This window comes from Cohnella sp. WQ 127256 (assembly GCF_024519285.1).
Lineage (GTDB): Bacteria > Bacillota > Bacilli > Paenibacillales > Paenibacillaceae > Cohnella.
The window spans coordinates 1,673,408-1,694,485 of sequence record NZ_JAMZCY010000001.1 but is presented as its reverse complement, the minus strand read 5'-3'; the positions used below and the strand labels follow the sequence as shown (position 1 = coordinate 1,694,485).

General features: G+C 43.6%; 19 protein-coding genes and 1 riboswitch. Of the genes, 11 read left to right on the top strand and 8 right to left on the bottom strand.

Annotation, left to right across the window (positions count from 1 at the left end):
- Positions 1–80: 80 nt before the first annotated feature.
- From M1K58_RS07560 to M1K58_RS07545, 4 genes are all read right to left on the bottom strand, one after another.
- A complete protein-coding gene (locus M1K58_RS07560; protein ID WP_256758043.1) occupies positions 81–725 on the bottom strand; it encodes a metal-dependent hydrolase in 645 nt (214 codons plus the stop codon).
- 171 nt (positions 726–896) lie between these two features.
- Positions 897–2,048 (bottom strand): Ger(x)C family spore germination protein, encoded by a 1,152-nt coding sequence (locus M1K58_RS07555; RefSeq protein WP_256758042.1) that lies wholly within the window; start codon positions 2,046–2,048, stop codon positions 897–899.
- Entirely contained in the window at positions 2,045–3,526 is a 1,482-nt protein-coding gene (locus M1K58_RS07550) for a spore germination protein (protein ID WP_256758041.1), read from the bottom strand. Before M1K58_RS07550 ends, M1K58_RS07555 begins: the two co-directional genes overlap by 4 nt.
- On the bottom strand, positions 3,519–4,616 hold the full coding sequence (locus tag M1K58_RS07545; RefSeq protein ID WP_256758039.1) for a GerAB/ArcD/ProY family transporter: 1,098 nt from the start codon (positions 4,614–4,616) through the stop codon (positions 3,519–3,521). The genes M1K58_RS07550 and M1K58_RS07545 overlap by 8 nt, the downstream gene beginning before the upstream one ends.
- Positions 4,617–4,991: 375 nt before the next feature.
- Here M1K58_RS07545 and M1K58_RS07540 point away from each other — a divergent pair, with 375 nt between their 5' ends.
- A complete protein-coding gene (locus M1K58_RS07540; protein ID WP_256758037.1) occupies positions 4,992–6,107 on the top strand; it encodes a glucosaminidase domain-containing protein in 1,116 nt (371 codons plus the stop codon).
- Here the strand turns inward: M1K58_RS07540 and M1K58_RS07535 are convergent.
- The 3 genes from M1K58_RS07535 to desA form a co-directional block, all read right to left on the bottom strand.
- On the bottom strand, positions 6,100–6,702 hold the full coding sequence (locus M1K58_RS07535; protein ID WP_256758035.1) for a response regulator transcription factor: 603 nt from the start codon (positions 6,700–6,702) through the stop codon (positions 6,100–6,102). The genes M1K58_RS07540 and M1K58_RS07535 overlap by 8 nt on opposite strands.
- Positions 6,699–7,853, bottom strand: a complete 1,155-nt coding sequence (locus tag M1K58_RS07530) for a sensor histidine kinase (protein WP_306220186.1) — start codon at positions 7,851–7,853, stop codon at positions 6,699–6,701. The genes M1K58_RS07535 and M1K58_RS07530 overlap by 4 nt, the downstream gene beginning before the upstream one ends.
- A gap of 96 nt (positions 7,854–7,949) precedes the next feature.
- Positions 7,950–9,008, bottom strand: a complete 1,059-nt coding sequence (gene desA, locus M1K58_RS07525) for a Delta(5) desaturase DesA (protein WP_256758034.1) — start codon at positions 9,006–9,008, stop codon at positions 7,950–7,952.
- A 212-nt stretch (positions 9,009–9,220) separates the two neighbouring features.
- Here desA and M1K58_RS07520 point away from each other — a divergent pair, with 212 nt between their 5' ends.
- The 10 genes from M1K58_RS07520 to M1K58_RS07475 all read left to right on the top strand — a co-directional run bounded on the left by M1K58_RS07520 (position 9,221) and on the right by M1K58_RS07475 (position 19,495).
- Positions 9,221–11,497, top strand: a complete 2,277-nt coding sequence (locus M1K58_RS07520) for a PAS domain S-box protein (protein WP_256758033.1) — start codon at positions 9,221–9,223, stop codon at positions 11,495–11,497.
- Positions 11,498–11,526: 29 nt separating this feature from the next.
- Positions 11,527–12,726, top strand: coding sequence for an MFS transporter (locus M1K58_RS07515; RefSeq protein WP_256758031.1), 1,200 nt, complete (start codon positions 11,527–11,529; stop codon positions 12,724–12,726).
- 161 nt (positions 12,727–12,887) lie between these two features.
- Positions 12,888–13,088, top strand: a complete 201-nt coding sequence (locus M1K58_RS07510; RefSeq protein WP_256758030.1) for a copper ion binding protein — start codon at positions 12,888–12,890, stop codon at positions 13,086–13,088.
- Between the two features lie 120 nt (positions 13,089–13,208).
- Positions 13,209–14,774, top strand: coding sequence for an AraC family transcriptional regulator (locus tag M1K58_RS07505; protein ID WP_256758029.1), 1,566 nt, complete (start codon positions 13,209–13,211; stop codon positions 14,772–14,774).
- A 90-nt stretch (positions 14,775–14,864) separates the two neighbouring features.
- Entirely contained in the window at positions 14,865–15,815 is a 951-nt protein-coding gene (locus M1K58_RS07500; protein ID WP_256758028.1) for an ABC transporter permease, read from the top strand.
- Positions 15,808–16,755, top strand: coding sequence for an iron chelate uptake ABC transporter family permease subunit (locus M1K58_RS07495; protein WP_256758027.1), 948 nt, complete (start codon positions 15,808–15,810; stop codon positions 16,753–16,755). The genes M1K58_RS07500 and M1K58_RS07495 overlap by 8 nt, the downstream gene beginning before the upstream one ends.
- On the top strand, positions 16,752–17,510 hold the full coding sequence (locus tag M1K58_RS07490; protein ID WP_256758026.1) for an iron ABC transporter ATP-binding protein: 759 nt from the start codon (positions 16,752–16,754) through the stop codon (positions 17,508–17,510). The genes M1K58_RS07495 and M1K58_RS07490 overlap by 4 nt, the downstream gene beginning before the upstream one ends.
- Positions 17,511–17,573: 63 nt before the next feature.
- The gene (locus M1K58_RS07485) at positions 17,574–18,578 is read left to right on the top strand and encodes a siderophore ABC transporter substrate-binding protein (RefSeq protein WP_256758025.1); all 1,005 of its coding nucleotides are present in this window, start codon (positions 17,574–17,576) and stop codon (positions 18,576–18,578) included.
- Positions 18,579–18,626: 48 nt separating this feature from the next.
- Positions 18,627–18,962, top strand: coding sequence for an antibiotic biosynthesis monooxygenase (locus M1K58_RS07480; protein ID WP_256758024.1), 336 nt, complete (start codon positions 18,627–18,629; stop codon positions 18,960–18,962).
- 137 nt (positions 18,963–19,099) lie between these two features.
- Positions 19,100–19,495, top strand: coding sequence for a hypothetical protein (locus tag M1K58_RS07475; RefSeq protein ID WP_256758023.1), 396 nt, complete (start codon positions 19,100–19,102; stop codon positions 19,493–19,495).
- A gap of 83 nt (positions 19,496–19,578) precedes the next feature.
- Here the strand turns inward: M1K58_RS07475 and M1K58_RS07470 are convergent, their stop codons facing one another.
- Entirely contained in the window at positions 19,579–20,733 is a 1,155-nt protein-coding gene (locus tag M1K58_RS07470; protein ID WP_372339115.1) for an AI-2E family transporter, read from the bottom strand.
- 149 nt (positions 20,734–20,882) lie between these two features.
- Positions 20,883–21,022, top strand: a riboswitch (cyclic di-AMP (ydaO/yuaA leader).
- Positions 21,023–21,078 lie beyond the last annotated feature (56 nt).

Below are 21,078 nucleotides of genomic sequence, written 5' to 3'. Positions count from 1 at the left end.
TTCATTGAATAGTTGTCGTTCACTCAGGAGACCCATGGAGGAGTCACATGCGATGATGAGACTCCTCACGTCAGAAGCGATTAAATACGAAGCTTTATGGACTTCTTGTAGAGAGGATACAGCCATTTCACACCATTAGGCGTCAAAGTGTCGGCGAGAAGGTGTGATGCGTATCCAGCGACAGCAACGAATGTAATGCCAACGATTTGGAGCTGCTGCTCCAGCCCCCAGCCAATGGCCCCCCACAATAAGAGTGCCCACACGGTATGTGTCATTCCTCGATGCTTTAACCATGGAGCCCAAGCGATGAACAATCCGAATCCCATTAACCAATTTTGCTGTGAATCCCAGCCGAAATAGAGTAGGGCGAGACCGATCAGGCTTACGAGAGCGTTGCGGATCGTACCTTCTTTGGTGACGAAGCCTAACAAGAACACGGTAACCGCACTTGTTGTGAAGATCGGATAAAGTTTGTTCTGCATGAAATACATATAAGCTAAGGTGATGATGAGACCTACTCCAACCCATAACACAAGATTGCGTAATAGCTTAGAGACTTTGCTTAACTTGCCACTTAATAGACTAGGACCATCCAGATCCGCGCTCAATGCGGAAAATCCAGCGACAGATAAATACATAATCGTACTGTTGAAGCTAATTGGATAATACAAGCTTGCTGCCACGCCCACAGCACCGCCGATGGCGAGATGAGTCGTTCCTTTCATAATCCCTAATTCCCTCCGTTGACTGAACCTGATGTAAGATCGTTATGCCACTTCCTGCAGTTTTATGCAAACATACGTTTGCTTGGCAATTATACATGTATAAGGCATAAACAAACATCCTACTAGGAAACTAAAAAAACCGGGAGGTGCTGGAATAGCACTCCCGGTTGATTAACTTATTCTGCCTTTGTATTTACCTGTGTTGATTAAGTGAACCTTCACGTTTATGTGTCTCAGACTTTCTTGCTTCAATATAAAAGTTTGATTACGATGCAACTCATGCCATTGCTTTGGATGTGTACGGTAGAGTGTTTCCTCTAACCGTAATACATCAACTTTTTTGTCGAGTCCCTTCTTGAAGCTACTCCTGATTTCTTTTCGAACGACTTCCGCTGCTTGCTCTTCAATAGTGCGTATAGATTTATTCTCATTTAATTCATCGAGAGTTGCATCCAGCTTCAAATGGATATCAAACCAAGCTTTGCCGCTCTCTACCCCTGATTTCACCTTATAGTGCGGTTTAATGAGCACCAACGAGGCGCTTGGCTTTCCCTCTGAAGGGATGTTTATTAATGAACGCTTCAATGCTTTCTGTGTCCACCGACTTCCGGCAAGTTCTTCCTCCGATAGCCAAGCGGCCATTTTCGTTCCAGCGAAGAAAAAGGCGCCATTAATCTGAAGCAACGGTTTCGATTTTTTGTCCTCTTTCCATACGGTATCGTTAATCGTTAAGGAAGGTAACATGGCCGGTTCACCAGGCTCACGCAGCTGCGCGATAAACTTAAACCCGGGGATGGGAACAATGGAAGAACGCTGAGCATAGATTTGTTCGGGTGAAAACATGATCGTATCCAGTGGAGAGAGGTTGAATATCGATTTCTGTACGAAAATATCGGATAGTTTTTCTTTCGTTCCATAGATTAAGATGTTATACCGCACGTCTCCAAATCGGTGTACTGCGTTGTAGGCCTCTTCGACTTTTTCTTTCAATAGGTTTTCTGTAAATACGATCGATTTAACATGTCCCCAGAATATACGCATCTGCGAAGTGGCATAAATAGACGATAACGATTCGGCTATTGTCTGCCCCTGGCCTTTCCCAATCCATATCGGAACCGGTTTTCCGACTTCCACATTTTCAGACCTGCCTACATTCGAGAAATTGAGCACTTGGACATGGGTGATATATTCTCCTTTCTCGAAATCATAGTCGATTCCGATAGCCGTTGCGTAATCCAAATTCTGAATATCCTTGGAGTTCCAACAGCCCGCTAGAATGAGCAGAATGAGTAAGTAGAGTCCCCTCAGGCTAAGCCTGATCATGGCTTCTGATCTCCCTTGTGGTCGGGATCTGTTGGATGTAGAGCCTGTGGTCTCGTTCTTAATTTCATCCAAGGCAATCTTAAATAAGCGTTCGCCAAATCTTTGTAATGTAGAGGAGACAGGGGAGTCAGAAAGGGTACACCAAAGGAGTGAAGCCTCGATAAATAAGCCACAAAGAGGATGAGGCTAAGGATGAGCCCGTACATCCCAATGATGGAGCTAAAGAGAAATATGGATAACCGGATTACACTCACGACTGTACTTAAGGATTGATTGACTAAAGTAACAGAGGTTACAGCCGTGATGGCGCCAACGACGACAACGGAAGGAGAAACCAATCCAGCACGAATTGCGGCATCGCCAATAATTAGCCCCCCGACAACGGTTAAGGTTTGTCCGATAGAGCTTGGAAGTCGAACACCGGCTTCTCGAAATATTTCCAGCAACATTAGTAAAATAAACATTTCCATCTGAGCAGACAAGGGAAGACCGAGGCGTGCTCCAGATATCGTAGCCATCATTCGGAATGGAATTTGATCCTGATGGAATGCGGTAAGTGAAACCCAAAACCCTGGCAGGATAATGGATAGAAATAAGCTTATAAATCGGATAACTCGGGCGAAAGAGACATAAATGTAATTAAAGTGAATATCCTCGGGTGATTTCATAAGTAATGCTAACGAAGCAGGTCCGACGAGTACCATAGGAATTCCGTCGACAATGAGGATGAACCTTCCGGCCAGCAGACTGCTCACCACATAATCTGGCCTCCCGGTCAAGGCGAATAGTGGAAGTATGGATGATTTGGAGTCGGCGAGCATTTCCTGTAGCTGATTTATACTATAGATTCCATCGATATCGATTTTTTGTAAACGAGATTGAACTTCTTTTAAGATTTTAGGTGAAAGGATGTCTTCGATGTAGAGCAAACCCACTCTAGTCTTTGTCCTTCGCCCTAAAATAAAGGTTTCATAACTTAAGCTGGAGCTGCGAATCCTTTTGCGAATAAGAGCTACATTGATGACGATATCCTCGGTAAAGCCATCCCGGGGTCCTAGAATTGATATTTCTGTGCTGGATTCCGATGGAGATCTCTGGGGACGATTGGATATATTCATCTTAAACAAGACACCGCTAGCGGTAAATAGGAGAACAAGATCCCCCTGAAAAACATATTCTGCTAGGATGTCGGATGCTTCCTTGTCGTCAATGGGGATTAAGGGTAGCTTTCCGAATATCATACCCGATTGTAACTCAAATCCCCCCTGCTCGCGGTACAGATTTCCTAATTCGGGCAGCACTACTTTACCAATTTGTGCGGAATCGCATAAGCCTTCGCCATAGATCAGAATGACTTCTGAAAGCTTATGCTCGTCGAATTGACACCGTTGGAACTGAACATCGGATGAATGACTGAATAGATCACGTAGTTTGATTTCGTTCCAACGCACTTCGTTAGTTTTTGATGGCTCAGTCATGTGATGCCTCCTCGGGACGTTTGGCTAGATAAGAAATCAATATCCATACGAGTGACACGGATAAGGCAACGGTTAAAGTGATCGGAAAGTAATATCGATACATCCAAGTGTAGAAGGAGTACTCGTTAATTGGAATCATAGAGAGAAGGACATATATTCCCGCTATAATCCATACGAATAGCTTTCGATGTTGAGTAATACGTTTGGGTAATAAATCTATGGCTATGAAGATGGACAGACTAATCCGAATACACGCACCTGATAACCATTGGAAAATGGAAAAAAAGTCAACGTGCTCTACATAGGTCCCTAGCTTAACTAAGCGCCACTGTTCATATGGAGATACCATTTGTTTCGCTGCTTCGAAGGGACCAAACTCCGCAATAGCAGCGACTAACGGACCTAGCATAATATAGATAGAAATTGCGGCATAGATGAGCAGAGACCAGGGGCGAACCTTTGTATTTAGATGATGCTGCATGGCGATGAGAACGACTAATTCTATGAATCCTCCACCTGCGTAGATCATACCTTCGTATACGGGATTCCATCCGTGTTCGACAATGGGTTTAAGCAGACTGAAATTTTTCTCAGGTGCGTTCGAGACGCTTGCAAATATGCCAAGTATCATCACGATTGGAAGTAGTAATCCTGATGCAATCGCAATCACATGAATGCCCCAGGTTGCGAACAGAGCACATAGCAAGGCTAACGTAAGTGACAGAACGAACTTCGGAGTATTGGGTAAATAGTTGCTCGCTGTCCAAGCTGCTGTATAGCTAACGGTCATCCCGCCAATCATTAATAGTTGGATACATAAAGGAATTGTAAGAATCCAAGAGATGATTGGATGGGTACGTTCAGCAAGCCATGGCTGCAATTTTTGTTGTCCTGACCTCTTCATAAATAATAAAAGAAGCAGGCACCAACCTATAAATAAGATGCCAGTCCCAAGGACGGACAACCATGAATCTCTCCCCGCAGCATCTAGTAGCATTGGATTGACGATCACGTGGTTTGTCAGGCCATTCATTAACAGCAGCATCATGCTTACTTGAAGAAAACTGATCTTACCGCTCGTTGCCGACAAGTCTTTACCTCCCAAGCTGTTGGTAAAGCGAGTAACAACGATAGTATGTGCCGATTTTACTTATTTATGTAATTCATCCAATTCGTCCATAGTGGAGGGTTTTCAGACTCTTGCATAATTAGGCTTGTATGGGAGAGGCTACTCATTAATTCTGAGAAAACGTTAATTTTTGCTGTTTGAATATGGAGAAGGACTTAAACCCGCGCTGGTAGCGGGTTTTCTTTATTTTCCATAACAATGTCTAGTTAGTCCGACATCGACAAATTAACAATTTATATTCACTTAAAGAATGACAAGCTTTTCATCCGCATATATGTACAATCTAACCTATATTACTGCGAATAGCCTTCACCATTACAAGAAAGAGGTGTAGTCATGCGTAGAAAAGGAATACAAAAGTTGATTGCTTATGTGTTAGGCTTGGCGTTGATCTTAACCTTGGGTATGCGAACTCAACCCTCGCAATACGAAGCGACGAGAGCTTCCTCCTCCTCAATAATTCCCCAGTCTCATATGCCTATATCGTTTGTAGGCGCGTCTATTGCTCCTAACGTCACGGATCCTACTGATGCTCCTAATCAACCAGGTGCTCCTGAGCCGCCTAAAGCAGGTTCGATAGAAGACTCACAAGCCTCCAACCTATCTCAGCAAAGTATGGAGTTAGCGCTCGTCGAGGACATAGCCAAAAATCAAGAGAATGAAGTACATATCTCCGCGGCGTCACAGGAAATGACATATGAAGTTACGGCGTACTACTTGAACGTTCGTGCGAATCCTTTTCCAAAATCGAAAATACTTAACGTTGTCAAGAAAGGAACATTGCTGGAAATCGTGAGCATGACCGATAAAGGCTGGCTGAGGATCAAAGGTGGAGGGTATGTACACGGTGACTATGCAAAGTTGATTAGCGGGGAAAACCTGAGCATTAAACCCATTCAGAAGGAAGCAGATCAACCTGTACAATTAGAGGATCCGACTACTCGCGGAGATTCCATAGAACCTGCAGAGCCTGCAGACGCTGTAGATCCCGAGCAATCCGAAGAAATCGTAAAACCGTCGTCCGCTGTTGAAACTGATTCAGGCCTAAACGAAGAGGATATATCCGCCATCTTTGATGGAACAGCTTTGGCTGGTCATGGGCTGGAGGAAGCGATTCTGGAGGTTGAAGAGGAATATGGAATCAATGCCCTCTTCACAATTGCTGTAATGAAGCTGGAGAGCGGTAACGGCAGTAGCCGTCTCGCTAAGAATAAGAACAATTTATTTGGGCTTAATGCATCAGGCAAGGATGCGCATAACAGGGCGTATAGCTTTGAGACAAAAGGGGATAGTGTTCGGAAGTTCGGGCAGCTATTGGCTAAAAATTACGTGGGGAAAGGGTATACGACGATTGAGAAGATCTCGACGAAATATTGCCCAGCCAATTCCAAGTGGTCTGGTTTAGTTAAGAATATAATGAAGAAGGATTACAAGAAGCTTAACGTCATTTGAACCAGCCTTTCTCGTTAAACCGTTTGATCGCTTCTACGCGATTGTTCACTTTAAGCTTATCTAGAATGATCGAAATGTAATTGCGTATCGTACCGGTTGTGAGATACAGTTCTGTAGCAATTTCCTTCGTGTTCTTACCGTCGGCAATCATCTCCAGTACTTCCTTCTCTCGGACGGTTAGAGGGTTCTCATTATCGCTATAGGCTTCATCCACTAATTCGGGTGCGTACACTCTACGCCCAGTTAGTACACTCCGAATTGTACTGGCCAGCTCATCACTAGGGCTGTCCTTTAATAGATAGCCACTGACACCAGCTTTAATTGCACGTTCGAAATAACCAGAGCGAGCAAAGGTCGTTAAGATGATTACCTTGCAAGGAAGTTCCTTCAATTCTTCTGCGGCTTCCAGTCCCGTTTTTCCTGGCATTTCAATATCCATGATACAAATATCGGGTTGATGGAGACGCACGAGCTCGATGGCTTTCTCGCCATCGGAAGCTTTACCGACAACAACCATATCCTCTTCAAGATCGAGTAGGGAGCCTAGAGCACCGAGCAGCATACGCTGATCTTCGGCGATGACGATGCGAATCATGCGTTATCCTCCTTATCCATGCGCTTCATGATTTGTGGAATTCTTGTTATTATTGTCGTTCCTTCTGTTAATGTAATCTCAAGTGTGCCATTAACGAATTCCAGTCGTTCTTTCATTCCTTGTAAGCCGTGACCTTGTCTAAAATTCAACTCGCCGGTCGGGCTGACTCCATTGTCATTCACTTTCATGATAGCTTCGGTTTTCGTTTCCTCTAGGGTGAGATAGCAAATGGAGGCGCCACTATGCTTAATCACATTATTGATAGCTTCCTTCAGACACATGCTGAGTACGTTTTCCGATAAGAGAGAAACATTGGTCAACGTGGAGTTGCCTTCCATGATGAATTCGATCTGCGCTGCTTTGAGAATTTGTTTAATTCGCTTGATCTCATCATCGAGTCTTGTTCCGCGCATTCGGGAAACGAGTAGACGTACTTCTTGTAAGGCTGTTCTAGCGGTTTGTTGAACATCCTTCATTTCAATTCGGGCTTGATCTGGATTTTTGGCGATTAGCTTATGAGCAAGATCGCTTTTCAGTCCGATAAGGGACAGCTTCTGCCCAAGTGTATCGTGCAGGTCGCGTGCAATTCGCTGCCTTTCTTCAAGCTTTACAAGCTCTGAAATTCGAATATTAGCATCCTTAAGCTGATCTCGAAGCTCGCCGTGTTTGTTACGATTATAACTACCTAAAGGGAGCAAGATAACGCCGAGCAGGCTGATTAGGATAAATGGAGTTTGTGTAATGTAAAATTTGTCCTGCATAATAAAGCCGAAGTTAACGGTAATAAAACTACTCACAACATGAATCGTATATAACGTAATGAATCCGGCTTTGTTCTGAATGTTTCCGATGAAAAAGGCAAGGAAAAAAGAGAAGTATACATAGTTAAATAGTAGGGTCATCGCGATGGAGATGAGAATTTGGATGCTTGTCCCGACATAAACCGGCCAACCTTTAGCATTCAAGGTTAACCGGTAGCAGACGAAGAACCCTACGATCAATAGAATTCCGGAAACAATCTCAATATCGCTTGAAGCGCGGAAAATAAAATAAAACGGTAATATGCAGAACATAAGCCATACATAAGGGCTTATTCCTGTTGTTTTAGGGAAGATCTGAATTTTTTTCATATTCTTTAAGCTCGTGAACATCAGTAACGCTCCTCATTATGGGTACAAGTCGTACACTCATTTTATCATAACGAAGAGCTTATGTTACCGTTGTGGGACCGAAAGTCGAAGGTAGCTTTAGGCTACTTCATCTCCGACTCGGGATTTGGGCTTTTTTGGATCATTGTTTGCACCAGGTTTGTTGAGAAGGTGCTTGATTTGTTTGAAGGAAACGAAATCCTTTTTCTCTTCATCCCACAGTCTGAATCGAATAGCCTTTAAGCTGGTTTTTAAAGTAACCGTAGATGCATGTTGAAGTGGAGGGACGGCGTTATGAGCATCCTCCAACAAATAGTTAGGTACTCTTGGGCTTAAGTGATGGACATGGTGAAAACCGATGTTACCTGTAATCCATTGCAGCACTTTAGGTAGCTTGTAATACGAGCTGCCTTCAACCGCTGCCTTCACGTAGCTCCATTCCTCGTCATGCTCGAAATAAGACTCCTCGAATTGATGCTGCACATAGAACAGCCAAATTCCTAGAGCTCCAGAAAGCCAGAAAATCGGAGCTTGTACAAGTAGGAAGTTCTGCCATCCTAGCGCCCAAGCAAGTGCTCCATAGAGTACGACAATACCGATGTTTGTAATCCACGTATTGATGCGTTCTGCACGTTTGGCACGTTTGACGTTAAAGCGATATTCGAAGAGAAAGATCACGATCGGACCGATTCCGAACATCACGAGTGGATTCCGATAAATTCTGTAGTATATTTTTTTCCATTTAGGTAGCTCGAGATATTCATCCACAGTTAACATCCACATATCGCCGATTCCACGTTTGTCTAGATTACTGCTGGTGGAGTGATGAATGGAATGGCTGTGCTTCCATTGTTGATAAGGAAACATAGTTAAGATTCCCGTTATCGTACCGAGAATTTCATTTGCTTTGCGGCTTCTGAAAAACGATTGATGGCAGCAGTCGTGAAAGATGATAAAGGTGCGGATTACGAAACCAGCAGCTAGTATCACGAACAGTAGGGTGAGCCAGTAGGAAACGGACAAGCTCATGTAAGCAGCGGCCCATAAAATGAAAAAAGGCGGCAAAGTGTTTAGAAGCTGTCTAACACTTGATTTCGTATTCGGTTTTTCATAAGGAGCGACACCTTTTTTCAATTGTGCATGATTTGGACTAGACATGAGTTTCCTCCTTATGTTGTGAAGCTTTTTGGTAGCTAAGTTAGGTGTTATAAATCTATTGTAAAGGTTAGAACCGTTGTCCGTTAGTCACAAGTGTCAGTATACTCATATGACAAATGTCATGTGATGATTATGAAATGGAGAAAAACAAAGGATTTTATCGAATAATGTATAATTTATATAGATCACCTTAGATGATGGAGGCAAGTCTCTTGACCATAAAAGCCAAGCTTTCGCTTCTCATATCCATCATTGTCACGATTATCCTCTCTTTAAACCTATCCATCTATTATTATTCCACGAAAACTGAGCTGGTAACGAAAATGCAGCTAGAGATGATTACGATTGCTAAGCAGATTGGAACAAGCTTAGATGCTGCGGAGAAATCCAAGAAGTTTATGGAAGAAACTATTGGGGAGAAGCTGAGGGCTGTCGCTATTGCAGCAAAAACGGAGCTAGATCCTCGTATAGAGAATGTTAGTAATCATCAGCTTGCGGAGCTTAGTCGCGAATTAGGGGTCAATCACATATCGCTTTGGAAGAGAACGAAAGACGATATCGTTGTGTTTAAGTCATCGGAGCCGAACGAGATCAATATCGGTTCAAAAACCTGGGATTATTGGTATAAAGCTTTTGATCAACTGCTTGACCAGAAGCGTGTCACGGTCCCGCAAGGACAGAAGCTCCTTCATTTTTGGTCGGGTCCTTATGAATACGCGACTTCAGACCCTGATAAAATTAATAAATGGGGCTATTATTATGATGGCACCACGGATTACATCATTAATCCTTATATAAGTGCTAAAGTATTTCTCGACTATGAGAATACCATTGGAACAACGGCACTCATCCGCAACTTAATGAATGATAATCGAGATATTCTAGGAATAACCGGCTTTAATCCAGATTTTTTCGGTAAACCCCAGATCGTGAAAGTGAAGAGGGATAAGATCGTCTACAATCTGGATGTTCGAGGCGTTCCGTTTGGCGATTATGACTTTATAGATAAGAAGCAAGATGTGATAAACGTTCTGCAAGCAGCGAGAACAGGAGAAATTATCACGACTATGTTTACTAGGGACGGGCAGGAAGTAATGAAGAGCTTCATCCCACTTAGTGAAGAAATGCCTTATGTAATCAGCGTGAATTTCGATTATGGAGCAAATAAACAAGCGTTGAACCACCAGCTCTTCATCCATGCAATCATTTCTTTATGCTTGATCGTGGCATCATGGTTTGTAAGCTATTTGATCTCTGGATTTCTCATTCGACCTCTCCGCCATATTCTCGACTATGTAAACGAGATCGCTGAAGGAAAGTTTGGTCGTAAAATTGCGATCAGAAGCCAAGATGAGCTCGGACTCTTATCTTCGCGGGTAAACGCTATGGCGGACAGTCTCCAGAAATATATGGGGAGACTGCAAGCTTCAGCAGAAGAGCTCAGAAGCACGAAGGAGTATTTGGAATCTTTCGTGAATCATACTTCGGATGCGATTCATGTGACGGATTTGGAAGGACGCGTTATACAAATCAATGATGCTTTCCAGACGATGTATGGTTGGAGTGGAGAAGAAGTACTGCATCAGACGCTAGGTCACATTCCAGACAGATTACAGCAAGAATACAACACGATTCGTAAGCGCATAGAGCTCGGTGAATCATTAGCCGATTACGAGACTGTCCGTTATAGGAAGGATGGACAAGTCATAGACATAAGCATTACAGTATCCCCGATCCGTGACGAGAAGAAGACTGTCATTGCCATTGCGGAAATTTCCCGTAATATTACAGCACGCAAGCAATCCGAAGAGGTTATCCGTCGTTCCGAGAAGCTATCTGTGATTGGGCAGCTAGCTGCAGGGGTTGCACACGAAATTCGCAATCCGCTAACGACTTTAAGAGGCTTCGTTCAGCTCAACAAGCAGCAGGGATCTCTTTCAAATTCTTATTTAGATATTATGATTTCTGAACTTGATCGGATTAATTTTATTGTGGGTGAATTTCTTGTTTTGGCTAAACCGCAGGTAAGTCACTATGAACTTGTGGACGTTCGAGGGCTACTGAATGATATGGTTACCTTGTTGGATTCTCAAGCTAGCTTGAATAATGTGAAGTTCGACACCCGGTTTGCTGCTGATATTCCTTTACTATTATGTGAACCGAACCAGTTGAAGCAAGTTTTTATAAACATTATTAAGAATAGTCTTGAAGCGATGCAGGATCAAGGTGGACTCATTATCGTTGAATTGGAAAATGACCCCGCATATGAAGCTGTCGTTATTCGATTCAAGGATCAGGGTCGAGGAATATCTGAAAAGGATATGGCCCGGCTCGGGGAGCCCTTCTTCACAAGCAAGCCATCGGGTAATGGGCTTGGACTCATGGTCAGTCAACGCATTATTGCTAACCACAAGGGGACGATGAATATCACGAGTAAGCTGGGAGAGGGCACTTGTGTAGAGATTCGCTTAACGTCACAGCAGCAGTAAGTTATTCAGGAAAAAAAGGGGCTAATAGGGTGAGCGTCGCTTCAGATTTTCGTATTTTTATCCGGGTACGCTGGGCATGGATGCTAATTACAGCTATGTTCTTATACGGTATAGGAGTAGGTATTCTAGCTCCGATGAACGCCGTCTACTTGAAGGACGATATTGGTTTGACGAAAGTTGAGATCGCTGTTGTATTCATGAGCTCATTGCTATTGAACATGGTGTTCACCATCTGTGTAGGTTTCATAAGTGATAAACTTAAAAGCAGAAAAAGAATTCCGATGGTTGCGGCAGTGTTATGTGCTGCTGGATTGCTGCTCTACATGCAAGCTGACGGATTTGTCTTAGCATTGCTAGGCATGGCGCTGGCAACAGCACCTTCAGGGATGATCATGGGGCAAATGTTTGCCATGGCACGTAATCATTTTACACGGTGGGCGCCTGGGATCGTAGAGATGTCACAGCTCTGGCTTCGTGCGACATTCAGTGTTGGCTTCTTCACGGGTTTGCTGTTAGGTGCGAACATTTTCCTTATCGCTTCCTTTCAAGGTGTGCTATGGGGAAACCTGTTCGGTTACGTGGCTCTATTCGCGATACTGGTATTCTATCGTGAGGTTTCTGTTGAGCCTGTCAGCGGAAAACCCAAAGGCGGGGAGCCATTCTCACTTGTTATGCTAATCGCTTTATTGCTCTTGTTGTGTGCGGATGCCATTCGGGGCTTATACTTGCCACTCGTTGTGAACGAGCGGTTTGGAGATCCGAGATTAGCCTCGTACATATGGAGTGCGCAAGCGATATTCGAATTGTTATTCATGACAATAGCAGGTTATTGGGCAGCCAAGTATGGCAGTATACGGATTATCATACTCGGGGGAGTGTGTGCTTTTATCACATATATAACCTATGCTACTGTCGACTACCTTCCCGTATTTTTTATCGTACAGCCGCTATATTCTATTTTCGTATCCATCTTGCTCGGGGTAGCGATGGGGTACGTACAACGAATGTTCCTACATCGCACGGGCTTTGGCGCGAGTGTATACGTATTTATAACCCAGACTGCATCGCTTATTGGGTACGTCCTGCCTCTTATGATCAAGGGGATAACGCCTAATATCTTCTACATACCGGCGGCTCTAGTCATCGTTTCATTAACGACAATCGTAATATTTATGTTCAAAGAGCAAAAAATGAAGCGTATAACAAATAGACCGCAAATATCCCATTGACACAATATACTGTGGGGGGGTATATTAGAATCAAGTTATACCTACCGGGGGTATAATAGACGTGATATCGAAGTAAGAAAAAGCCATCATTCGGATACAATGAAATGAAATAGGAACAAACATAGGTATTTATTATCTAATACAAAAATGGAGGGATTTAGATGAGTAACGTTACATTAAAAGTACAAGGAATGTCTTGTGGTCACTGTGTCAATTCGGTAGAAACTGCGGTTAAAAACTTAGGAGCGACAGCTACAGTCGATCTTGCCAAAGGCTCGGTTGCGATTGAATACGATGATTCGAAAGCTTCACTAGCCGCAATTAAAGAAGCGATTGAGGATCAAGGCTACGACATCGTCTAAGTGTAAGAGGAGTCATCATGGATGGCTCCTTTTTTTATGTTTTTTGACTTTGAGAATTGTGATCATCTAAAATGAAGGAGATAAAAAGGGATATTGTTCTATGGATAGGGGGCAGGAAATATGAACAAAACAAAAGGAAAACCAGCCTCTTTATTTTATTCGGATACTCGTGAAGTGCTGTTACCTGGCTTGATGGCGTACAAAGCTTCTTCAAGCTTATATGATCGCTTCGGAACTTGCCAACAATCGGATTTACGAGTGTCATTACTTGACGGAGAAGAGCAATGGATTGATATAACCGCTGGCGAATTATTTTATATTCCTCAAGGCTATTCCTTCAAGATTGAATCGCTAACTTCGACGAATTCGACGGCTGTATTTATTTCATTTCGTGCTGAGTTTGCCAGCCGATCTTCATCATTGATCGATCCTTTCGTATTAAGGAGTTTTCGTGTTCCACAAATGAAGAACTGGATTTCTGAATTTATTAATTATGAACAGGAACATCTGCAAGTGGATTACTACCGGATTCAATCCCGTTTATATGCTTTGGCTTCCGCCGCTATGAAGAGTTCACATAGTGCGACAAGTATTCCAGCTGACTTAACAAGAGTTGTAGAGCAAGCAAGACAAACCATTCTTAATAAATTCGATACCTCATTAGATATGGAGCAGCTGGCGAAAAGCTCTGGGGTCGGTTCGAGCCGATTTTATAGAGCGTTCCGTAAGTATACGGGGCTTAGCCCGCTTAAATATTTAATTACAACTAGGCTTAATGCCTCCTTGCGGTTGTTAGCGGATCCTAATGTCAATGTTACGGAAGCCGCACACTCTGTGGGGTATTTGGATGAGTATTACTTCAGCAGATTGTTTAAGAAGCAAATGGGAGTTACACCAACGGAATATGCTTCTCGTGCCCAAGTGTCTATCGCAAGCTTAAGTCCAATTTTTGCAGGAGACTTAACTGTTCTCGGACTAACCCCAAGAGTAAGCTTGGAAAGAGACTGGGACCTGGAACTGGATAATAAAGAGTTGTATATTCAAGAGATTAGGCTTTCTCAGCCGGACTTCATCCTGACAGGACCGATCTCGGAAGCGTTACAAGGTGAGTTACGTCAAATTGCGCCGTTATTTGTTTATCATTGGCATGATTACTCTTGGAAAAGTCGACTAATCCAATTCGGCAAGCTATTCGGATTGGATACGGTTGCTGAGCGTTGGCTAGCAGACTTCGAACGCAAAACTGCAAATGCAAGATTACAAGTGGAAGAGTTATGGCCACAAGCACCTTATTTGATTATCGGAGTGCGTCCAGGTAATTTCCGCACCTATGGTAAGCAGAGGAGAAAGTTCACAGATTTGTTATACGACGAGCTTGGCTTCAATGCGCCTCCTGTGGCAGCCGAGATCGGATTTATGGATACAGCGACGATAGAAGGTGTAACTGAACTGGATAGTGATAACGCCTTGTTTTTAATCGAATTCTCCGCTTCAGATGCCTATTATGAGCAGTTGGAGCAACAATGGAAGAGCGCAAACCAAGGTGCGGGGAGAGAACGACACTGTATATTCATTCGCTTGGAGCAGCCCTTTCTCTATCATTCAGCGATGCATGAGCGATTGGTCGATCAGTTGGTTTCTCAATTACATACGGAAGATTTCTCCAAACAGGAAAGTCCATGCTGAAATCGGAATGTCCATTCCGGTTTCTTTTTTTTTCTGTAAAATAGATTTGAAAGTGCAAATGATAATCATTATCAAAGAAAGAGAATGGAAATGAAAATCGGATACCTATGGATTTTGTTAGTCGTGCTCTCTTTTACATCCTTATTTGTCGGAGTTACGGATTTAAGCCCATTGGATTTATTCCGCATGACGGAGTATCAATGGGAAGTGATGCAGATCAGCCGAATACCACGCCTAATTAGCATTATTATTGCGGGAATTGGGATGAGTGTTATTGGATTGATCATGCAGCAGCTTGCTCGGAATAAGTTCGTTTCACCAACAACGGCAGGAACGACGGACTCTGCAAGCTTGGGCGTGCTCGTGGCCATGTTACTTTTTCCCGGAGCATCACCCTTAATTAAAATACTTATCGCGTTCGTATTTGCATTTGTTGGAACGATGCTATTCATGAGAATTTTGACCAAGGTTCAGTTTCGAGACCCTATCTTGATTGCACTTATTGGTCTTATGTTCGGAGGTATTGTAGGTTCAGCAACGACTTTCTTAGCACTCAAGTACAATATGCTGCAAAGCGTTTCGAGCTGGCTCCAAGGAGATTTTTCGGTCATCCTCAAGGGCCGATATGAAATGTTGTATGTAAGCCTACCACTCATCGTGCTTGCTTACGTGTTCGCTAATCGATTCACGATTGCGGGCATGGGGGAGGACTTCGCGGCAAACCTTGGCCTTAAATACCGACAGGTTGTCAATTTTGGTCTCGTCATTGTGGCATTAGTATCAGCGGTCATTCTACTGACAGTAGGTTCGTTGCCTTTTCTCGGACTGATCATTCCCAATATTGTTTCGATTTACAAAGGGGATAATTTACGGAGCAGCTTGTCTCACACGGCTTTACTGGGTGCCATATTCGTGCTTGCCTGCGACATTCTTGGACGTATTATCATCTATCCTTATGAAGTCTCTATTGGTCTTATGGTCGGCGTACTCGGCAGTGGGATCTTCCTCTATCTGATCTTGAGGAGGAAGAGTAATGCATGATAAATGGAAGCTGATATTGCTATCTGTCCTGGCGACCGGATTAATTGTCCTATTCATGACCATCGATGGCAGCGGAAATTGGGATTATGTCCTCCCGCGTAGAGCGAAGAAGATTCTCGCCATGCTGCTAACGGGCTCAGCGATTGCACTATCAACCGTCGTCTTTCAGACGATGACGAATAACAAGATTCTGACGCCAAGCTTAATTGGATTAGATTCACTGTATTTATTGCTTCAGACAGCAATCGTGTTCTTCTACGGCTCAACGGCGCTTACGACGATGAGTAAAAATACACAGTTTATCCTTGCGATTGGGTTAATGGTGTTGTTTGCAGCGCTGCTCTATAAGCTGCTATTCAGGAGAGAAGGGAACCATCTCTATTTCCTTCTCCTAGTCGGCATAATATGTGGCACTTTTTTCTCAAGTATATCTAGCTTCTTGCAGATGCTGCTTGATCCGAATGAATTTTCGATCGTTCAGGATAAGATGTTTGCCAGCTTTAATAACGTTAACACCGATATTTTGATGATATCTGTTGTGCTGGTCATTGGGGTCGTCGTGTACTTCTACCGGGACTTCAAATACTTGGATGTATTGTCGTTAGGGAAAGATCATGCGGTTAACCTGGGTGTGCCGTATGATCGAATCACCAAGAAATTACTTATTGCGGTAGCGTTGCTCGTTGCAGTGTCGACGGCTCTAGTTGGGCCCATTACGTTCCTCGGACTGCTAATCTCAAACATTGCTTATAGGATGATGAGTACATTCCGACATAGGGTCGTCATCGTCTGCACCCTATTAATTAGTATTGTCGCTCTCGTTGGGGGACAGTTGATCGTTGAGCGCGTATTTACATTCTCAACGACACTAAGCGTCATCCTCAATTTTGTTGGGGGGATCTACTTTTTATACTTACTGCTTAAGGAGAACAAATCGTGATAGAGGCAAGGAATATAACCAAAAGCTACGGCGGTAAACATGGAATTCACGGGGTTTCGACTACCATCACCAAAGGGAAGATCACATCCTTTATCGGTCCGAACGGGGCAGGGAAGAGCACCCTGCTATCCGTCATTAGCCGTCTACTTCAGATGGATCAGGGCCAAGTGCTGATTGATGGGATGGATGTAGGTAAGACGGAAAGTAGTGAGCTTGCGAAGAAAATCTCGATCCTAAAGCAAGCGAACCACATTAACGTGAGGCTCAAGGTTATCGATCTGGTGGAGTTTGGGAGATTTCCTTACTCCAAAGGGAGATTAAATGCTGAGGATCGTCGTCACGTCGAATCGGCCATTCATTACATGGAGCTTGATGGAATGAGAGACAAGTACCTCGATGAGCTTAGTGGGGGACAGAAGCAACGTGCTTTTATAGCGATGGTTCTTGCTCAAGATACGGACTATGTCCTGCTTGATGAGCCGCTTAATAATCTGGATATGAAGCATTCTGTGCAGATTATGAAGGTGCTTCGTAGGTTAGTTGATGAGCTTGGCAAAACGGTCATTCTCGTGCTCCACGATATCAATTTTGCCTCCTCGTATTCGGATTACATTGTTGCGATGAAGGATGGCAGAATCGTACAGGAAGGGTCGACCGATGAGATGATCGATTCCGCTGTACTTAAGAGCGTATACGATATGGATATTCCGATTCATGTTGTTGAGGGCAAGAAAATATGCGTCTATTTTGCTTGAGTTATGTTGGCGGTGAATGCCCCAATTGACTATATAAAAAAACATACTTAGGAGTGGTTGATTGTGAAAAAGAGTTTATCTTTGCTACTTATGTCTGTGATGCTGATTGCGGTTCTGTCGGCATGTGGTTCGAAAAACAATAATGAAGGTGCAGCAAGCCCTTCAGCTTCATCAAGTCCAAGTACATCACCTGCAGCTAGTCCGAGCGCTTCCGCGTCCGAGGTTCCTGCTGAAGTCACAATTACGCACGCATTAGGTACAGCAACTGTGAAAACAAACCCTGCAAAGGTTGTCGTGTTCGACTTTGGGACATTGGATACATTGAACAAGTTAGGTATCGAGGTTACTGCATTGCCGAAGGCTTCCGTTCCTTCGAACTTATCCCAATTCAAAGATGCGAAATATGAAGATGCGGGAACGTTGTTCGAACCAGACTTCGAGAAGCTCAACAAGCTGAAGCCAGATGTTATCTTCATCAGTGGCAGAACTGCAGAAGCGTATGAAGAACTGAATAAGATTGCACCAACGATTCAAATGTCGCTCGATTACAGCAAATATGCGGAATCTTTCACAACGAACGCCAACATCATTGGCCAAATTTTTAACAAAGAGACTGAAGTGTCCGCTGAACTCGCTACTTACAATAGTGCAGTCGAAGAGCTTAAAGGTAAAGCTTCCACAGCAGGCAAAGCACTTATTGTTCTGACAACAGGCGGCAAGATTAGCGCATACGGCAAGGGATCGCGTTTCGGCAACATTCATGATACTTACGGGTTCGAAGCAGTTGACGAATCGATTAAGACCGATACACATGGCGACAAAATATCCAACGAGTATATCGCGGAGAAAAACCCTGACATTCTATTCGTCATCGACCGTGATGCGGTTGTAAGTGGCGATGGAACAATACCCGCCAAGGAAGTCATCGAGAATGATCTCGTTAAGAAAACAAATGCTTACAAGAACGGTAAAATTATTTACTTGAATGCAAACTATTGGTACCTGTCCGGTGGCGGCCTTCAAACGGAAGTAGAAATGGTTAAAGAAGCGGCTCAAGCGGTTCAATAGAAGGGAAAAATGGATTGGGATTGAAAGTTGTAAAGGAGGTTCAACTAGATGTTAATTCAAACCAGAACAATTGTGGTGGAAAAAGGGAATTCCGATAAGGTTGTGGAGCGCTTTAGCAAGGAAGGTCTGCTCGACGGAAGAGAAGGACTTATTGATATTTCTGTGATGGTTAATAAGAGGAGCAAAGAAAACGAAGAAGTCGTTGTTCTGATTCGTTGGGAGTCAGAGGAAGCTTGGAAGGCTTGGGAGAAAAGCCCGGAGCATATCCAAGGACATCGAAACAACAAGGGAAGCACACCACCCGAGTATGTGATTAGCACGACGGTCAATATGTATGAAGTAAAGAAGATCCGCAGCGGTCAGTTTGTACGGGACACAGAATAGTCACAAGAGGGGGGCATCCAAGTGGATGTCCTTTCTTGTTGTATTGGAACCAAACTGGAGAGCATCTCTACATTCCACTCATTTCCATTCCGATAATACAAGTAGATCACATTAGTGCGGGAAGAGAGGAAATAATCATGCGGATACAAGCTGGTCAAACCGTATCAACTTACTCGCAGCGTTCAAGCAACGGTGCTTCTCAACAATTATTTGAATCAACCCTTATGAAGGTGGAGAACAAGGAAGAGAAGCCGGAAGAGAAGAAGGGGAAGCTCGTTACAACAAAAGAAGGGGCGTACGTGCGCCAATACCTCGTTGGATCGGATGGAAGTAAAATTTTATTAAGCGAAACGAAGCAGTCTGAGGACGATACAACAGCTACTGAGAATTATCAGCCCCCAACTATAGCAGCCCCGAGCCCAAATATGAATGAGAGCGGTATGAGTACTAATGCGAAAGAAGCGCTAAATCTTGTTAATCTACAAATGGGAGCGACCGTACCCTCAAATCCAATAAATAGTAATCTTCCATGAGCTTGTAACTCATCCCAAACAAAAGCCGACCCTAATAGGATCGGCTTTTATTAGTCCCAGCTCTTACTCAACGCGTACACATCTTAAGATTTAGGTTCAATCGGGTCTGGATCGTAAAGGCCTGTCTGCTTTTTGAACCAACGGAACAAGTGTGTAGTAATAACCTTCAGGATGGCATATCCCGGAACAGCTAAAATAATCCCGATCATACCGAACAAGTTGCCAGCTCCAATGATGACGAAAATAATCGTGATCGGATGAACATGCATCGTTTTACCCATGATCTGTGGGGAGATGAATTTACCTTCAATGAACTGAACGATTGTCCATATGATAATCATCTTGAGCAGCATCACAGGGGAAGTTACCATTGCTACGATTAGTGCAGGTGTAATTGCTATAACTGGACCTAGGTAAGGGACTATGCTCGTACAAGCGGCGATAACAGCTAGTACAAGGGAATAGTCCAAACCGATTATGATGTAGCCGATATACAGCAATGCACCGATACAGAAGCTGATGATGATCTGCCCACGTATATAGGAGCTGATCTGGTGGTTCATCTCCAGCAAGACGTTGAATGAGCGCTCACGCAGCTTGGTCGGAACAAAGCTCAGCACGAATGGAGTCAGCTTCTTCCGATCCTTCAGTAAATAGAAGAGGATGAAAGGCACCGTAATAATGGCCAGAATAGTTTCTGTGATCTTGCCAACCAAGCTCCCGATGCCGGACCAAGCATTGTTCATGAGATCGGCAGCACGACCGGAGAAATCATTCACTATCTTCTCTGAATCAAATCCTAGAGTGTCTTGGATTTGATTGAAATATGTATTCCCGATCAGCTCTTCGAACTTCAACTGTGCATCTTTACTATAGGTAGGAAACTGTCCAATAAAGCTGGTGATCTGCTCGCTGAGTAAAGGGACGATTTTCATGACGACTACCGTGATGACGGAAATAATAATGAGGTACAGAACGATAATGGAATAGATGCGGCGAACTTTACGGGTTTCGAAGTATTCCACAATCGGATTTAATAAGTAGTAGGCAACCCCGGTTAGGAGGAAAGGAAGAAAGACTGTTTCCATAATGACAATGAATGGATGGAAGACATAAGAAATTTTGTCGAGTACCCAGATGTTTAAGCTTATGAGTAAAATGACGACTAGGAATAAGATGACTTTCTGATTAAGCAACATCCATTTAAAGCGATCGGACCACTTACTTGCAGGCTCCACGAAATTTCCCCCTTTGCTATTTTCTATTTTACCCGACTTCGAATAGGGAGAACAATGTTTGGAACATTGAATTGTCGTCTTTGTTAATAACGGTTTCCAGTTGTCCTTCACAATATGCAAGTATTGACATATATTTTTGATTGGGCTATAGTAGCCCTATGCTTAGTTTCCAGCTAAGGCTGGAAAGCGGGGGAACCACTTTTCTGGGGCGAATCATTCATATTGAATGTAGGGAACCATCTATCCCGAGTCCGACAGCTAACCTCGTCAGCAATGGATGGGTCGGACTGTTATGTGCAGATATCTGCTCATTCTATGACCCGTTGGGGTCTTTTTTTGTTTTCT

Excerpts from the sequence above, each read along its gene's own strand:
- M1K58_RS07500 (WP_256758028.1), top strand. The coding sequence starts at position 14,865 with ATGAAAATCGGATACCTATGGATTTTGTTAGTCGTGCTCTCTTTTACA.
- desA (WP_256758034.1), bottom strand. The coding sequence starts at position 9,008 with ATGTCTAGTCCAAATCATGCACAATTGAAAAAAGGTGTCGCTCCTTAT.
- M1K58_RS07530 (WP_306220186.1), bottom strand. The coding sequence starts at position 7,853 with ATGTTCACGAGCTTAAAGAATATGAAAAAAATTCAGATCTTCCCTAAA.
- M1K58_RS07560 (WP_256758043.1), bottom strand. The coding sequence starts at position 725 with ATGAAAGGAACGACTCATCTCGCCATCGGCGGTGCTGTGGGCGTGGCA.
- M1K58_RS07505 (WP_256758029.1), top strand. The coding sequence starts at position 13,209 with ATGAACAAAACAAAAGGAAAACCAGCCTCTTTATTTTATTCGGATACT.
- M1K58_RS07535 (WP_256758035.1), bottom strand. The coding sequence starts at position 6,702 with ATGATTCGCATCGTCATCGCCGAAGATCAGCGTATGCTGCTCGGTGCT.
- M1K58_RS07555 (WP_256758042.1), bottom strand. The coding sequence starts at position 2,048 with ATGATCAGGCTTAGCCTGAGGGGACTCTACTTACTCATTCTGCTCATT.
- M1K58_RS07495 (WP_256758027.1), top strand. The coding sequence starts at position 15,808 with ATGCATGATAAATGGAAGCTGATATTGCTATCTGTCCTGGCGACCGGA.
- M1K58_RS07540 (WP_256758037.1), top strand. The coding sequence starts at position 4,992 with ATGCGTAGAAAAGGAATACAAAAGTTGATTGCTTATGTGTTAGGCTTG.
- M1K58_RS07550 (WP_256758041.1), bottom strand. The coding sequence starts at position 3,526 with ATGACTGAGCCATCAAAAACTAACGAAGTGCGTTGGAACGAAATCAAA.
- M1K58_RS07475 (WP_256758023.1), top strand. The coding sequence starts at position 19,100 with ATGCGGATACAAGCTGGTCAAACCGTATCAACTTACTCGCAGCGTTCA.
- M1K58_RS07510 (WP_256758030.1), top strand. The coding sequence starts at position 12,888 with ATGAGTAACGTTACATTAAAAGTACAAGGAATGTCTTGTGGTCACTGT.
- M1K58_RS07480 (WP_256758024.1), top strand. The coding sequence starts at position 18,627 with ATGTTAATTCAAACCAGAACAATTGTGGTGGAAAAAGGGAATTCCGAT.